The organism is Variovorax sp. NFACC27, assembly GCF_048301545.1.
In the GTDB taxonomy this organism is placed as follows: domain Bacteria; phylum Pseudomonadota; class Gammaproteobacteria; order Burkholderiales; family Burkholderiaceae_C; genus Variovorax; species Variovorax gossypii.
This window is the reverse complement of the sequence record NZ_CP157613.1, coordinates 4,881,116-4,895,721: the sequence shown is the minus strand read 5'-3', so window position 1 is coordinate 4,895,721 and position 14,606 is coordinate 4,881,116. Positions and strand designations below refer to the sequence as shown.

At 69.4% G+C, this 14,606-nt stretch carries 13 protein-coding genes; 10 read left to right on the top strand and 3 right to left on the bottom strand.

What is annotated here, in order from left to right:
• Positions 1-5 precede the first annotated feature (5 nt).
• Together ABL840_RS22930 and ABL840_RS22925 are read left to right on the top strand one after the other, a co-directional pair.
• Entirely contained in the window at positions 6-587 is a 582-nt protein-coding gene (locus ABL840_RS22930) for a GNAT family N-acetyltransferase (RefSeq protein ID WP_240651997.1), read from the top strand.
• 20 nt (positions 588-607) lie between these two features.
• The gene (locus ABL840_RS22925; RefSeq protein ID WP_093306337.1) at positions 608-1,072 is read left to right on the top strand and encodes an OsmC family protein; all 465 of its coding nucleotides are present in this window, start codon (positions 608-610) and stop codon (positions 1,070-1,072) included.
• A gap of 15 nt (positions 1,073-1,087) precedes the next feature.
• Here the strand turns inward: ABL840_RS22925 and ABL840_RS22920 are convergent, their stop codons facing one another.
• Both ABL840_RS22920 and ABL840_RS22915 read right to left on the bottom strand, forming a co-directional pair.
• Positions 1,088-1,864 carry a flagellar brake protein gene (locus ABL840_RS22920; RefSeq protein WP_093306339.1) on the bottom strand — a complete coding sequence of 259 codons (777 nt, stop codon included), beginning with the start codon at positions 1,862-1,864 and terminating at the stop codon, positions 1,088-1,090.
• Positions 1,865-2,061: 197 nt separating this feature from the next.
• A complete protein-coding gene (locus tag ABL840_RS22915; protein ID WP_093202440.1) occupies positions 2,062-2,976 on the bottom strand; it encodes a LysR family transcriptional regulator in 915 nt (304 codons plus the stop codon).
• Positions 2,977-3,158: 182 nt separating this feature from the next.
• Here ABL840_RS22915 and ABL840_RS22910 point away from each other — a divergent pair, with 182 nt between their 5' ends.
• From ABL840_RS22910 to ABL840_RS22895, 4 genes are all read left to right on the top strand, one after another.
• Entirely contained in the window at positions 3,159-4,043 is an 885-nt protein-coding gene (locus tag ABL840_RS22910; protein ID WP_093202438.1) for an alpha/beta hydrolase, read from the top strand.
• 147 nt (positions 4,044-4,190) lie between these two features.
• The gene (locus ABL840_RS22905; RefSeq protein ID WP_093202435.1) at positions 4,191-5,441 is read left to right on the top strand and encodes an efflux RND transporter periplasmic adaptor subunit; all 1,251 of its coding nucleotides are present in this window, start codon (positions 4,191-4,193) and stop codon (positions 5,439-5,441) included.
• A gap of 40 nt (positions 5,442-5,481) precedes the next feature.
• Entirely contained in the window at positions 5,482-8,760 is a 3,279-nt protein-coding gene (locus ABL840_RS22900) for an efflux RND transporter permease subunit (protein ID WP_093306341.1), read from the top strand.
• 25 nt (positions 8,761-8,785) lie between these two features.
• Positions 8,786-10,267, top strand: a complete 1,482-nt coding sequence (locus ABL840_RS22895) for an efflux transporter outer membrane subunit (RefSeq protein WP_093306343.1) — start codon at positions 8,786-8,788, stop codon at positions 10,265-10,267.
• A 69-nt stretch (positions 10,268-10,336) separates the two neighbouring features.
• On the opposite strand, the gene ABL840_RS22890 is transcribed toward ABL840_RS22895, so the two are convergent.
• A complete protein-coding gene (locus ABL840_RS22890; protein WP_093306344.1) occupies positions 10,337-10,567 on the bottom strand; it encodes a hypothetical protein in 231 nt (76 codons plus the stop codon).
• Between the two features lie 180 nt (positions 10,568-10,747).
• On the opposite strand from ABL840_RS22890, the gene ABL840_RS22885 reads away from it, so the two are divergent.
• Genes ABL840_RS22885 through ABL840_RS22870 form a run of 4 tightly spaced genes read left to right on the top strand, consistent with a single transcriptional unit; the run spans position 10,748 to position 14,596 of the window.
• On the top strand, positions 10,748-12,208 hold the full coding sequence (locus tag ABL840_RS22885) for a cobyric acid synthase (protein ID WP_093306434.1): 1,461 nt from the start codon (positions 10,748-10,750) through the stop codon (positions 12,206-12,208).
• On the top strand, positions 12,205-13,245 hold the full coding sequence (gene cobT, locus ABL840_RS22880) for a nicotinate-nucleotide--dimethylbenzimidazole phosphoribosyltransferase (RefSeq protein ID WP_093306346.1): 1,041 nt from the start codon (positions 12,205-12,207) through the stop codon (positions 13,243-13,245). Before ABL840_RS22885 ends, cobT begins: the two co-directional genes overlap by 4 nt.
• A 5-nt stretch (positions 13,246-13,250) precedes the next feature.
• A complete protein-coding gene (locus ABL840_RS22875; RefSeq protein ID WP_093306348.1) occupies positions 13,251-14,048 on the top strand; it encodes an adenosylcobinamide-GDP ribazoletransferase in 798 nt (265 codons plus the stop codon).
• Entirely contained in the window at positions 14,045-14,596 is a 552-nt protein-coding gene (locus ABL840_RS22870; protein ID WP_093306350.1) for a histidine phosphatase family protein, read from the top strand. The genes ABL840_RS22875 and ABL840_RS22870 overlap by 4 nt, the downstream gene beginning before the upstream one ends.
• Positions 14,597-14,606: the final 10 nt, after the last annotated feature.

The following is a 14,606-nucleotide window of genomic DNA, read 5'->3' as shown; positions in this document are numbered from 1 at the left end:
GCAGGATGGCGAAACCCGCGCCGGCATCGCGCCCGATGGAGCTGGTCTGGCCCGCGAAGGCCTACCTGCCCAGCTACGTCTCGGCGCTGAACCGGGGCTGGGCGCGCGACGAGACGCGGCCCGAGTCGGGCGCGGAGGAGCGCGCCGCCATCAAGGCCGACCCCGACCGCTTCCTGGCCAGCCTCGTGGACCGCAAGGCCAGGGGAGGGCGCATCCTCATGCCCGACGGCTCCAAGGTGCGGCGACTGCCGGGCTACAAGTGCTGGATGTGGGACGGCGAGTTCTGCGGCAGCATCGACCTGCGCTGGCAGCCGGGCACCGACGCCCTGCCACTCTACTGCCTGGGTCACATCGGCTACAACGTCGTGCCCTGGAAGCAGCGCAAGGGCTACGCGACGCGCGCGCTGGGCTCGATGCTGAAGCTGGCTGCGGGCGAGGGCCTGGGCCGCGTCGAGATCACGACCAGCCCGGGCAACCTCGCGTCGCAGAAGGTGATCGAGGCCAACGGCGGCGTGCTGATCGAGACCTTCATCACGCTGCCGAGCCAGGGCAGCCTGACCAAGTTGCGATATCGCATCGATCTTTGAACATCGGAAAAAGGAATCCCATGGCCCAGTACACAGCGGAAATCCTCTGGCTGCGTGGCGAGCAGGACTTTCTCGCGAACACCTACAGCAGGCGGCATTCGCTGCGTTTCGACGGAGGCACGGAAGTGGCGGGCTCGTCGTCGCCGCATGTCGTGCCGCTGCCGATGTCGGATGCCTCGGCGGTCGACCCCGAGGAAATGTTCGTCGCCTCGCTCTCCAACTGTCACATGCTGTGGTTCCTCACGATGGCGGTGAAGCGCAAGTTCGTCGTCGACCGGTATTTCGACGCGGCCACCGGCACGATGGAAAAGAACGCCGAGGGCAAGATGGCGATGACCGTCGTCACGCTGCGCCCGGAGGTGACTTTCTCGGGCCAGAACCAGCCCACGCGCGAGCAGATCGAGCAGATGCATCACCGGGCGCACGAGGAGTGCTTCATCGCCAATTCGGTGAAGACCGAGGTGCGCTGCGAGCCGGTGTTCTGACCGGCTGTACTGGCGTCAGCCGACCAGCGAGCGGCTCTTCATTTCGAGCCGCGTGACCAGGCGCTGCAGGGCGGTTTCGGCGCCGGGCGGCAGCGCCAGGAAGCGGAAGCCCAGCTGATAACGCAGCGTGCCGTTGGGCTGCACGGCGGGGCGCAACGAGACGAGTTCCATGTCGAGCGTGAGCCGGCCGAGCGTGCCGAGCGACAGTTCGCAGTCCCTGAGGTAGGTGCCCAGCTGCAGGCCGGCGGCGCGTGCGTCCCGGGTGCGAAGGCCGACGCCGCCGAGCGACAGGTCCTGCACTTCGAAGGAGAAGGCATCGCCCTTGGGCAGGCTGCCAGAGCAGGTGTACGACTCGACGATCGGCGCATCGACGCGGAAGTACTCGCGGCGCTGCATGTAGACGAGCACCTCGGGAAAGTCGGCCTCGAAGGCGGGCAGGCCTTCGTACCGGGTCTCGCGCGGCGAGGCGATGGAGAACTCGACGCGCACGCCGTCCTGCTGGGCCTCGAAGTGGCAGCGCGCCGCCGCAAGCAAGGCCCGGTTCTGCTCGGGCGACGCCCCCCAGTCGAAGGTGAACGCGCGGGCTCGCATGTCCACGTCGAGGAGCTGCGTCACCAGATGGCCGCCCGCGTACTGGACGGTGAGGTTGTCGCGGCGACTGGCGAGGTTGCGCAGGTGAACGCCGATCTCCACCGGCGTGCGGCGGCCGAATTCTTCGCTTGTGCGTTCGCCTGATGGCGCGTGCGGCTGATCGGGCGCTTCGGCCTGGCCGTTCGACTGGTCTGTATCCATGAGCTTGCCGGTTCGTATGTTCTAGCGGGCGCGCCAGGGCTCCTCCCGGGCCTCTGAACGGCCTTCATCGAGGCCGCGGTACGCGCGTTCAACCGGAAAACGCAGCGGCTTTCAGGTATCGCGCCGAACTGATTAACGGCATCGGGCGGCCAGAATTTAGGGCGCCGGCGTGAATTGTTTGTTGCAGTGCAGCGCGATCAGCGCCGCTGGAGCCTCGGGTTCTTCGCGAAGAGCTCGGCGGCCCAGTCCACGAAGGCGCGCACTTTGGCGCTCAGGTGCCGGTTGGGCGGATAAACCACGTGGATCGGCAGCGGGTCGCGCTGCCAGTCGGGCAGCAGCTGGATCAGCTCGCCGCTCTCGATCAGCGGCTCGGCCATGAAGGTGATGCACTGCGAGATGCCGAAACCGCCCAGCACCGCCGTGATGTGGGCGTTGCTCTCGTTCACCGCCACGCGGTAGGGGCCGTTCAGCTCGATATGCTCGTCGCCCTTCCTGAACTCGTGCGGGTACACGCGCCGGGTGGTGCCCGAGAAGTAGCTCACCACGTGGTGGCGTTTCTCGATGTCGTTCGGGTGCTGCGGCATGCCGTAGCGCTTGACATAGGCCGGCGACGCCACGGTGACGAAGTCGAGCGTGCCGATGCGCCGCGCGACCAGCGACTGGTCGTTGAGCTCGCCCGCGCGGATCACGCAGTCGACGTTGTCGCTGATGAGGTCGATGGTGCGGTCGCTCACGCCAAGGTCGACCTGGATGTCGGGGTAGCGGTCGCAGAAGCTGGCCAGCGCGGGCAGGATGATCAGCCTCGCCACCGAGGTGCCGACGTCGATGCGCAGCCGCCCCGTGGGGTTGGCCTGCGCATTCGTCATGCTGGCTTCCATGTCGTCGAAGTCGTTGAGCAGGCGCGCGGCCCGCTCGAAGTAGGCGGCGCCGTCGGGCGTGACCGTGACGCGGCGCGTGGTGCGGTTGAGCAGCTTCACGCGCAGGCGCGACTCGAGCGCCTGGATCTGCTTGGTGACTGTGCCCTTGGGCAGGGCAAGCGAGTCCGCCGCCCGGGTGAAAGTGCCGGCTTCCACGACGCGGACGAAGATCCGCATGGCCTGGATCTGATCCATTGAATGCCTGTTCTTGGTACCCGGCCCACACCGGGGGACGCGGATTCTCACACAAGCCGTCCAACCTTTGCGGAGCGCCCTGATTGTTGTCGGTTTGGAAACAGAGTGGGGGCATGTTTCCTGTTTAACGCTGCATCGGGCGACTTATATTTCAACCATCGCCCAAATCCCCGAGGTCGCCCATGTCACCCGTTCCATCGTCCCGTTCCGCCGAAGCCGCCGCCCGTGCTGCGGCGCAAGGCGTGGAAGCCGATCTGTCGATCGAGCTGCCAGGCCGCGAACCGGTCGGTGCCCGTGTGTACGGCCAGCGCGCCAAGGGTGACGTGGCTCCGCTGGTGCTGCATTTCCACGGCGGCACCTTCGTCTGCGGCGGCCTGGACAACGGCCGCAACGTGGCGCGGCTGCTGGCCGGGGCGGGCGCGGTGGTGGTGTCGCTGGCTTACCCGCTGGCACCGCAGTCGCCGTTCCCGGAACCCATCGAGGTGGGCTATGCCGCCCTCGAATGGCTCTACAAGCAGCGCACCAAGCTCGGCGGCAAGGGCGCGCAGGTGTACCTGGCCGGCGAGGAAGCCGGCGGCAATCTGGCGGCCGCGGTGGCGCTGATCGCCCGCGACCGGGCTCATCCGCCGCTCGCAGGCCAGATCCTGCTGTCGCCCATGCTCGACCCCTGTGCTGGCACTGCCTCGCTGCGCAATGCCACCAACGACGCGGCCGAGTGCCGTTGGGCCAGCGGCTGGGAGAAGTACCTGAGCTGCCCCTCGAACGCCATGCACCCCTATGCGGTGCCGAGCGGTTCGCTGCGGCTGTCGTCGCTGGCCCCCGCCCTGGTGCTGGTGGGCGCGGACGACGCCATGCGCGACGAGGCGCTGACCTTCGCGGGCCGCCTGCGCGCGGCCGGCATCGAGGTCACGAGCAGCGTGCTGCCCAGCGCCTCCAACTGGCCGAAGGCGCTGTACGACACCGAGAACACGGGCTGCGTGGCCTGCGAAGCCTCGGTGCAGCAGCACTTCCGCGAGTTCTTCAGCGCGACCACGCCGCCGCCCGCGACGGCGAACCACCCCAGCTAGTTTCCCGCCGGTCACCGGCTGCCTGATCGACACGCTGCCAGCGCGGCCGCGTGCCGGGGCCTCTTTTTCCCTGAAATCCGCCTCCTGGTGCCAAAAGCGCCGGGGTGGCCTGTTGCATCCCAAAGTCATCGAGAAGGACTCATCATCATGTCGAACAACGAGAAAAAGCTGTCTTCCGCCGCCCGCAAGGGCCTCTGGCCCGCTGTGACCGGCCTCACCGCATTGCTGGCAGTGGCTGCCGCGGTGGTGGGCATGTACAGCTTCAAGGCCGAGGCCAACAACGCACCGGCAGCGCCGCAGGCCACGCCGGTGTCGGTCGCCACGGTGGCCTCGAGCGAGATCAACGCCTGGGACGAGTTCTCGGGCCGCCTCGAAGCCGTCCAGCGCGTCGATGTGCGCTCCCGCGTCGCGGGCGCCGTGCAGTCGGTGCATTTCCGCGAAGGCGCGCTGGTGAAGCAGGGCGACCTGCTGGTCACCATCGACCCCGCGCCGTACGCGGCCGAAGTCGAGCGCGCCGAGGCGCAGGTGGCATCCGCGCAGGCCCGCCAGTCCTTCAGCCGCAGCGAGCAGGAGCGCGCCAAGCGCCTGTGGGACGACAAGGCCATCGCCCAGCGCGAGTACGACGAGCGCGTGAACGCCGGCCGTGAAGCCGAAGCCAACCTGCGCGCGGCGCAAGCCTCGCTGCAGTCGGCGCGCCTGAACCTGGGCTACACGCAGGTTCGCGCCCCGGTGTCCGGCCGCATCGGCCGCATCGAGGTGACGGTGGGCAACCTGGTGGCGGCCGGTCCCGGCGCTCCGGTGCTGACCACGCTGGTGTCGGTGAGCCCGATCTACGCGAGCTTCGACGCCGACGAGCAGGTCATCACCCGCGCGCTGAAGGAGCTGCCCAGCGGCTCCAGCGCCCGCGGCCAGATCGAGAGCATTCCCGTGCAGATGGGCACCGCCGGCATCGACGGCACGCCCTTCACCGGCAAGCTGCAGCTGATCGACAACCAGGTCGACGCCCGCAGCGGCACGGTGCGCGTGCGTGCCTCGTTCGACAACAAGGACGGCGCCCTCATCCCCGGCCAGTTCGCCCGCATCCGCATGGGCCAGGCCCGCAACGACACCGCGCTGCTGGTGAGCGAACGCGCCATCGGCACCGACCAGAACAAGAAATTCGTGATGGTCGTGGGCGAGGACAGCAAGGCCGCCTACCGCGAAGTGACGCTGGGCGCCTCGATCAACGGCCTGCGTGTCGTGAGCAAGGGTCTGAAGGCGGGCGACCGCGTGATCGTCAACGGCCTGCAGCACGTCCGCCCGGGTGCGCTGGTCGCGCCGCAGCAAGTGACGATGGACGCCAAGGCGGACCCCAAGCAACAACAACCGGAACGCGTCGCGGAAGCGGCCAAGTCCTGATTTCGGAGGAGGGCGTAACCGCGCCCGCCGGAGAACCAACATGAATCTCTCAAAATTCTTCATCGACCGGCCGATCTTTGCCGGCGTGCTGTCGCTATTGATGCTGATAGCCGGCCTGATCGCGCTGCGCGGGCTGCCGATCTCGGAGTACCCGGAAGTCGCGCCGCCCTCGGTGGTGGTGCGGGCCCAGTACCCCGGCGCCAACCCGAAGGTGATCGCCGAGACCGTCGCCACTCCGCTCGAGGAGCAGATCAACGGCGTCGAAGGCATGCTCTACATGGGCAGCCAGGCGACCACTGACGGCGTGCTGACGCTCACCGTCACCTTCCGCCTGGGCACCGATCCCGACAAGGCGCAGCAGCTCGTGCAGAACCGCGTCTCGCAAGCCGAGCCGCGCCTGCCCGAGGAAGTGCGCCGGCTCGGCATCACGACCGTCAAGAGCGCCCCCGACCTGACGATGGTGGTCCACCTCGTTTCGCCGAACAACCGCTACGACATCAACTACCTGCGCAACTACGCGGTGCTGAACGTGAAGGACCCGCTGGCGCGCATCGAAGGCGTGGGCCAGGTCCAGATCTTCGGCGGCGGCGACTACTCCATGCGCGTGTGGCTCGACCCGCAGAAGGTCGCGCAGCGCGGCCTCTCGGCCTCCGACGTGGTGGCCGCCATCCGTGGCCAGAACGTGCAGGCCGCGGCCGGCGTGGTCGGCGCTTCGCCGGGCCTGTCGGGCGTGGACATGCAGCTCTCCATCAATGCGCAAGGCCGCCTGCAGAGCGAGGAAGAGTTCGGCGACATCATCGTCAAGAGCGGCACAGACGGCGCCGTCACGCGTCTTCGCGACATCGGCCGCCTCGAGATGGGCGCCGCCGACTATTCGCTGCGTTCGCTGCTGAACAACGACCCGGCCGTCGGCATGGGCGTGTTCCAGGCGCCGGGCTCCAACGCACTCGACATCTCGGCCAACGTGCGCAAGACGATGGTTGAGCTCAACAAGAACATGCCCGAGGGCCTGGAATACCGCATCGCCTACGACCCGACGCAGTTTGTGCGCGCATCCATCGAATCGGTGATCCACACGCTGCTCGAAGCCATCATGCTGGTGGTGCTGGTCGTGATCCTGTTCCTGCAGACCTGGCGCGCTTCCATCATCCCGCTGCTGGCCGTGCCGGTGTCGGTGATCGGTACCTTCGCGGTGCTGCACATCCTCGGTTTCTCGATCAACGCGCTGAGCCTGTTCGGGCTGGTGCTGGCGATCGGTATCGTGGTGGACGACGCCATCGTGGTGGTGGAGAACGTCGAGCGCAACATCGAGGCGGGGCTCACGCCGCGTGAAGCGACGTACCGCGCAATGCGCGAGGTGTCGGGCCCGATCATCGCCATCGCGCTGGTGCTGGTGGCCGTGTTCGTGCCGCTGGCCTTCATCAGCGGCCTCACGGGCCAGTTCTACCGCCAGTTCGCTGTGACCATCGCGATCTCGACGGTGATCTCGGCCATCAACTCGCTGACGCTGTCGCCCGCGCTCGCCGCCTTGCTGCTTCGCGGCCACGATGCTCCCAAGGACGCGCTGACGCGCGGCATGGACCGCGTCTTCGGCTGGCTGTTTCGCGGCTTCAACCGCTTCTTCCATCGCGGCTCCGAGGCCTACAGCGGCGGCGTCAAGCGCGTGATCTCGCGCAAGACCCTGATGCTGGCCATCTACCTCGCGCTGATCGGCGTGACCTTCGGCCTCTTCAAGGCGGTGCCCAGCGGCTTCGTGCCGGCGCAGGACAAGCAGTACCTGATCGGCTTCGCCCAACTGCCCGACGGCGCCACGCTCGACCGTACCGACGAAGTGATCCAGCGCATGGGCGAGATCATGAAGAAGAACCCGAACGTGGAAGACGCCATCGCCTTCCCGGGCCTGTCGATCAACGGCTTCACCAACAGCTCGAACTCGGGCATCGTGTTCGCCACGCTCAAGCCCTTCGACCAGCGCAAGCGCCCCGACCAGAGCGGCGGCGCGGTGGCCGGACAGCTCAACGGTGCCTTCGCCGGCATCCAGGACGCCTTCATCGTGATGTTCCCGCCGCCGCCGGTGGCGGGCCTGGGCACCACGGGCGGCTTCAAGCTGCAGCTGGAAGACCGCGGCTCGGTGGGCTACGACCAGATGGACGCTGCAGTGAAGGCCTTCATGGCCAAGGCACAGCAGGCGCCCGAACTGGCCGGCATGTTCACGAGCTGGCAGGTCAACGTGCCGCAGCTGTACGCCGACATCGACCGCACCAAGGCCCGCCAGCTCGGCGTGCCGGTGACGGACATCTTCGACACCATGCAGATCTACCTCGGCAGCCTGTATGCGAACGACTTCAACAAGTTCGGCCGCACGTACTCCGTGCGCGTCCAGGCCGATGCGCCTTACCGCGCCCGTGCCGAGGACGTGGGCCTGCTGAAGGTGCGCTCGACCTCGGGCGAAATGGTGCCGCTGGCCGCGCTGATGAAGGTGAATTCGACCTTCGGTCCGGAACGCGCCATGCGTTACAACGGCTACCTCGCCGCCGACATCAACGGCGGTCCGGCACCGGGCTACTCGTCGGGACAGGCGCAGGACGCGATCGTGAAGATCGCCGCCGAGACGCTGCCCAAGGGCGTGAGCTTCGAGTGGACCGAGCTGACCTACCAGGAGATCCTGGCCGGCAACTCCGCCTTCCTGGTGTTCCCGCTGGCCATTCTTCTGGTGTTCCTGGTGCTGGCCGCGCAGTACGAGAGCCTGACGCTGCCGATCGCGATCATCCTGATCGTGCCCATGGGCATCCTGGCCGCGATGACCGGCGTGTGGATCTCCGGAGGCGACAACAACGTCTTCACGCAGATCGGGCTGATAGTGCTTGTGGGGCTGAGTGCGAAGAACGCGATTCTTATCGTGGAGTTCGCACGGGAGCTCGAATTCGCCGGCCGTTCGCCCATTCAGGCGGCCATCGAAGCCAGCCGCCTGCGCCTGCGCCCGATTCTGATGACCTCGCTGGCCTTCGTGATGGGCGTGCTGCCCCTCGTGCTGTCCACCGGCGCAGGCTCTGAAATGCGCAAGGCCATGGGCGTGGCGGTGTTTGCCGGGATGATCGGCGTGACGGCCTTCGGCCTGTTCCTGACGCCGGTGTTCTACGTGCTGCTGCGCCGCCTCGCGGGCAACCGGCCGCTCAAGCTGCATGGCGAAGTGCCGCACGGCGATGACTTCGTGTCGGCCGAGCATCCCGTGGCGCCTGCATCGCACGGCGGCTCGGGCGGTGGCGGCCTGCATCCGGTGCCTGCGTCGCCGCGTCCCTCGCACGGTTCGCATGACTGATCGGGAAGAAGAAAGAAAGCTGATCATGAAATTCTCAGTACAACCCTTGGTGAAGCCCCTCCGTACCGCCTTGCTGCCGCTGATGGCCGCCCTGGTGCTCGCCGGCTGTGCCACCGTGCCCTCGGGCCTGCCCGAGATCACGACCACGGCCCAGTTCAAGGAGCAGGGGCCCACGCCGCCCGCCGGCTTCACGCGTGCCGTGCCCGCCGAGGCGCAATCGCGCGGCGCCTGGTGGCTGGCGTTCAACGATCCGGTGCTGAACGCGCTGGTCGAGAAGGCCGACGTCAACAACGGCAACATCCAGGCCGCGGCGGCGCGGCTGGCCGAGGCCCGCGCGCTGGCGCGCAGCGCCAACGCCGACCGCCTGCCGCAGATCGGCCTCGGCGCCGGTGCCAACCGCGGCGCCGGCCTGGACAAGGCCACGGCCAGCACCCGCCCGGCCACGATGACCAACATCGGCGCCACCTTCTCGTACGAGGTCGACCTGTTCGGCCGCCTCTCGGGCGCAAGCAACGCGGCGAACCTCGACGCGGCCGGCCGCGAGGCGCTGCTGCAGAGCACCCGGCTCGCGGTGCAGGCCGAGACGGCGCAGACCTACCTGCAGCTGCGCGCACTCGACGCCGAGCGCGTGCTGGTGCGCGAGCAGGTCGAGGCCTACCGCGACACGCTGCGCCTGTCGCAGCGCCGCGAACAGGCCGGCGACATCGCAGAGCTCGACGTGGCGCGCGTGCAGACCGAGGTGTCGTCCACCGAATCGGATGCGCTCGCGCTCGACCGCCAGCGTGCCCAGGTCGAGCATGCGCTCGCGGTGCTGGTGGGCGATTCGGCCTCCAGCTTCGGCCTGCGCACCGACGACTGGACGACGGCGCTGCCGTCGATTCCGGCGGGCGTGCCGGGCACGGTGCTCACGCGCCGCCCCGACGTGTCGGCCGCGCAGAGCGCCGTGCTGGCGGCGCAGGCCCGCGTGGGCGTGGCCCAGGCCGCGTGGTTCCCGAACATCTCGCTGACCGGAGCCGCCGGCTATGCCTCGCCCGAGATCGGCGACCTCTTCAAGTGGTCGGCCCGCTCGTGGGGCGTGGGTGCGCTGCTGTCGCTGCCGATCTTCGACGGCGGCCGTCGCGAGGCCGGCGTGCAGGGCGCCAACGCCCAGCTCGACGGCGCGCTCGCGAGCTATCGCACGCAGGTGCTGGTGGCCTTCCAGGAGGTGGAAGACCAGCTGGCGGCCATCCGCACGCTGCAGGAGCAGTCGGTGGTGCAGGCGCAGGCCGTCACCTCGGCGGCGCGCGCGACCAGCCTGTCGGACACGCGTTACCGCAACGGCTACATCAGCCAGCTCGACCTGCTCGACGCACGCCGCAGCGAACTGCGCAACCGTCGCCAGGCGCTGCAGGTGAAGTCGGCGCAATACCAGGCGGCAGTGGGCCTGATCCGCGCCATCGGCGGCGGCTGGGACGTGCCGGCGCCGGTGGCGGCCGGTGCCGCTCGGACCACGGTGGCAGCTCGCTGAAGCAGGTCCCGGACCACGGAAAAGATTGACAGCCTGAACGCCGCAAGGCGGTCTTGCGCCGTCGTGGGCTCAGCCGGCATTGCCGGCGAGGTTCGCGGCGGCGCTTATTTTTTGCAGCTCCAGCACGCCCATGGCCATGGCGTTGGAATAGCTGGCCTGCGGGTTGGCCGCGGTCCGGTAGACCCGGTAGTCGAGGGTCTCGGTGCTTGCGTCGCCGTGGTGGGCCTCGAGCAGGGTCCAGAAGAACTGGCCGGGCTCGTGCTCCTCGACGGTCAGTGCCAAATCGTTCAAGGCTGGCATGGGTTCCCTGGGTGCGATGCGATGTAAGTGTGCTGCCGAGTGCAGTCCCGGGTGTACGCAGGAAAACCTCAATCGGATTCACCGGGCGCATTTGCAGCGCCGCAGCGTGAAAGATGTCGCAATCCGCCGGGTCCGGCCGGCGCTTTCCGGGCGCCCGTGGCGCTCAACGACAATCCGCCGATGAGTTCAAAGGCGAATAGCGGGCCGGCGCGCTGCGTCATGGTCCTGGGCACCACCAGCGGCGCGGGCAAGAGCTGGCTGGCCACCGCGCTGTGCCGCTGGTATGCGCGCCGGGGCCTGAAGGTGGCGCCCTTCAAGGCGCAGAACATGAGCAACAACGCCCGTGTGGTCGATGGCGGCGAGATCGGCAGCGCCCAGTATTTCCAGGCCCTGGCCGCGAATGCGCTGCCCGACGTGCGCATGAACCCGCTGCTGCTCAAGCCCGAGCGCGACACCCACAGCCAGGTGGTGCTGATGGGGCAGGTGAGCGAAGCTCTCTCGGCCTTGCCCTGGCGCGGCCGCAGCGAGCGCGTGTGGCCCGAGATCTCGGGCGCGCTCGACGAACTGCGTGCCGAGAACGACGTTGTCGTGATCGAAGGCGCCGGCTCGCCGGCCGAGATCAACCTGATGGCCAGCGACATCGTCAACATGCGCATCGCCCGGCATGCGCAGGCGCGCTGCCTGCTGGCGACCGACATCGACCGCGGCGGCGCCTTCGCCCACCTTTACGGCACCTGGGCGCTGCTGCCCGAGGCCGACCGGGCGCTGCTGCGAGGCTTCGTGCTCAACAAGTTCCGTGGCGACGCCTCGCTGCTCGCGCCCGCGCCTCAGCAACTGCAGGAGCTGACCGGCGTGCCCACCGTCGCCACGCTGCCCATGTGGTGGCAGCACGGCCTGCCCGAGGAAGACGGCGTGTTCGACGACCGCAGCCGCGCGAGCGGCGCGGTCACGCGGACGGTGGCGGTGGTCGCATACCCGCGCATCAGCAACCTCGACGAATTCCAGGCGCTGAAGAACGTGCCGGGTGTGCGGCTGGTTTGGGCGCGCACGCCGGCCGACGTGGCCGGGGCCGACTGGATCGTGCTGCCCGGCTCCAAGCACACCAGCGGCGACCTGGCCTGGCTGCGCGCGCAGGGGCTGGACCAGGCCGTGGCCGCGCATGCCGGGCGCGGCGGCGCGGTGCTGGGCATCTGCGGCGGCCTGCAGATGCTGGGCGAGGCGCTGGTCGATCCGCACGGCATCGACGGCAATGCGCCGGGTTTGGGCCTGCTGCCGCTGGTGACGGTGTTCGAGCGCGAGAAGACGGTGCGGCATCGCGCCGCGCGCTTCGGCGACCTGACCGGCGCCTGGGCCGCGCTGTCCGGCGTGCCGGTCGCCGGCTACGAGATCCATCACGGCCAGACCGCCGCGCATCCGCAGATGGCGCAGGCAGGCCGGCCGGTCATGCCCGACGGGCTGGCCTGGCAGAACGCGCAGGGCAACGTGCTCGGCATCTATCTTCACGGCCTGTTCGAGGACCCTGGCACGCTGCATGCGCTCTTCGGCGCCTCGGCGCCCACGCTCGAGGCCACCTTCGACGGCCTGGCCGATTTCATCGATTCACACTTCGACGCCGGCGTACTCGCCGGACTGATTGCATGACCGAACTCGTTCCCACGATCCCCGACATTTCCGACGCCGCGCTCGCCGCCCGCCTGCAGGGCGCGCTCGACAACAAGACCAAGCCGCTCGGCGCGCTGGGCCGGCTGGAGGCGCTGGCCCTGCGCATCGGCAGCGTCCTGGGCACCGAAAGCCCGGTGCTCGAGGCTCCGCAGATGCTGGTCTGCGCCGGCGACCACGGCCTGGCGGCGCGCGGCGTCTCGGCCTATCCGAGCGAGGTGACCTGGCAGATGGTCGAGAACTTCCTCGCCGGCGGCGCGGCCGTGAGCGTGCTCGCGCGCCAGCACGGACTGGCGCTCACCGTGGTCGACTGCGGCGTGCGGCAGGACTTCCAGCCCCGCCCGGGGCTGGTGTCGCGCCGGATCGCCGCCGGCACGGCCGACGCTTCCGAAGGGCCGGCCATGACCGCCGCGCAGTGCGCCCAGGCGATAGCCAACGGGCGCGAGGTCGTGAAGGCGCTGCCGGGCAACGCGCTGCTGCTCGGCGAGATGGGCATCGGCAACAGCTCTTCCGCCGCGCTGCTGCTGTCGCGGCTGGGCGGGCTGGACATCGACGCCTGCATCGGCATCGGCACCGGCCTCGACGGGGCAGGGCTGGCGCGCAAGCGCGAGGTGCTGCGGCAGGTGCTGGCGCTGCACGCCGGCGCCACCGCGCCGCTCGATGCGCTGGCAGCCTTCGGCGGATTCGAATTGGCCACGCTGACGGGCGCAGTGCTGCAGGCGGCGGCCGAGCGGCGGGTGATCGTGGTCGACGGCTACATCGCCAGCGCGGCGGTGCTGGTGGCGCAGGCGCTGCAGCCCCATGTGGTGCAGCGTTGCGTGGCGGCGCACCGCTCGGCCGAGCCGGGGCATGCGCTGATGCTGGAGCGGCTGGGGCTCGATCCGCTGCTTCAGCTCGACCTGCGGCTGGGCGAGGGCTCGGGCGGCGCGCTGGCCTGGCCGCTGCTCGAATCCGCCTGCCGCATCCTGCGCGAGATGGCCAGCTTCGAATCGGCCGGCGTGTCGCGCAAGGACAGCTGAAGCGAATGAAGAACGGCGTTCGCCACTTCCTGCTCGCCCTGCAGTTCTTCACGCGGGTGCCGGTGACGGGGCCGCTGGCCGAGTGGGTGGGCTTCAGCCCGCAGATGCTGCGCGCGAGCGCGGCGCACCTGCCCGGCATCGGGTGGCTGGCGGGCTGCGTGGCGGCGCTGGTGTTCGCGGGCGTGGCCATGGGGCTGCCCGGCGTCGGCGGCGCGCTGGCGGCGGCCGTGCTGAGCACCGTCGCCACCGTGATGCTGACCGGCGCCTTCCATGAAGACGGGCTGGCCGACGTGGCCGACGGCCTGGGCGGCTCGGCCAGCCGGGAGCGGGCGCTGGAGATCATGAAGGACTCGCGCATCGGCGCCTTCGGCACCGTCGCGCTCGTGCTGGCGCTCGGCCTGAAGTGCGCGCTGCTGGCGGTGCTGGCCGGGCGCGGCCTGGAAACCGTGGCCGTCGCCATCGTGGGCGCGCATGTGCTGTCGCGGCTGATGCCGCTGTTCCTGATCCGCTGGCTGCCTTATGTGGGCGACAGCGGCGCGAGCAAGGCCAAGCCGCTTGCGGATGCGATCAGCCGGGGGGCGCTGGCGATTGCCGTGGTGTGGACCGTTCCGGCGGTGGCGCTGCTGCTGCATGTGCACGGCGCCGTGAACGTCGGGGCTGCCGTGCTCGCGGCCGCTCTCGCCGCGGGCTGGATGGCGCGTCTCTTCCTGCGCAGACTGCAGGGCTTCACCGGCGACGGCTTGGGCGCGACCCAGCAGGTCTGCGAGCTCGCGATCTACCTCGCGCTGGCCTGGCACGCATGAGCACGCTCTGGCTTCAGCGCCATGCCCCGGTGGTGGCTGAGCCGGGTCTCTGCTACGGGGTGACGGACCTCGAAGCCCATGCGGACGCCACGCTGGCCGCCGCCGAGCGGATCGCGCCGCTGCTGCCGGTGGGCATCGTTCTGTGCAGTTCGCCGCTGAAGCGCTGCACCGCACTGGCCGAGGCCATCGTCGCGCAGCGCCCGGACCTGACGGTGCAGTGCGACGCGCGGCTGGCCGAGATGGATTTCGGCGCCTGGGAGGGCAGGCCCTGGGCGGGCATCCCCCGCGAGGACTTCGATGCCTGGACCGCCGATTTCGCGGACCTGCGGGCCGGTGTGCACGGCGAGAGCGTGCGTGCCTTCATGTCGCGCATCGCGCAGGCCCACGACGAATGGCTGGCGCAGGGGCGCGACGCGCTCTGGGTCACGCATGCCGGCGTGCTGCGCGCGGTGACGCTGCTGCAGCGCGGCATCCGCTGCCCGGCGAGTGCCGGCGACTGGCCCGCCGGCGAGATGCCGTTCGGCGGATGGCTGGTTTTCGACAAATAACCGGCACCTG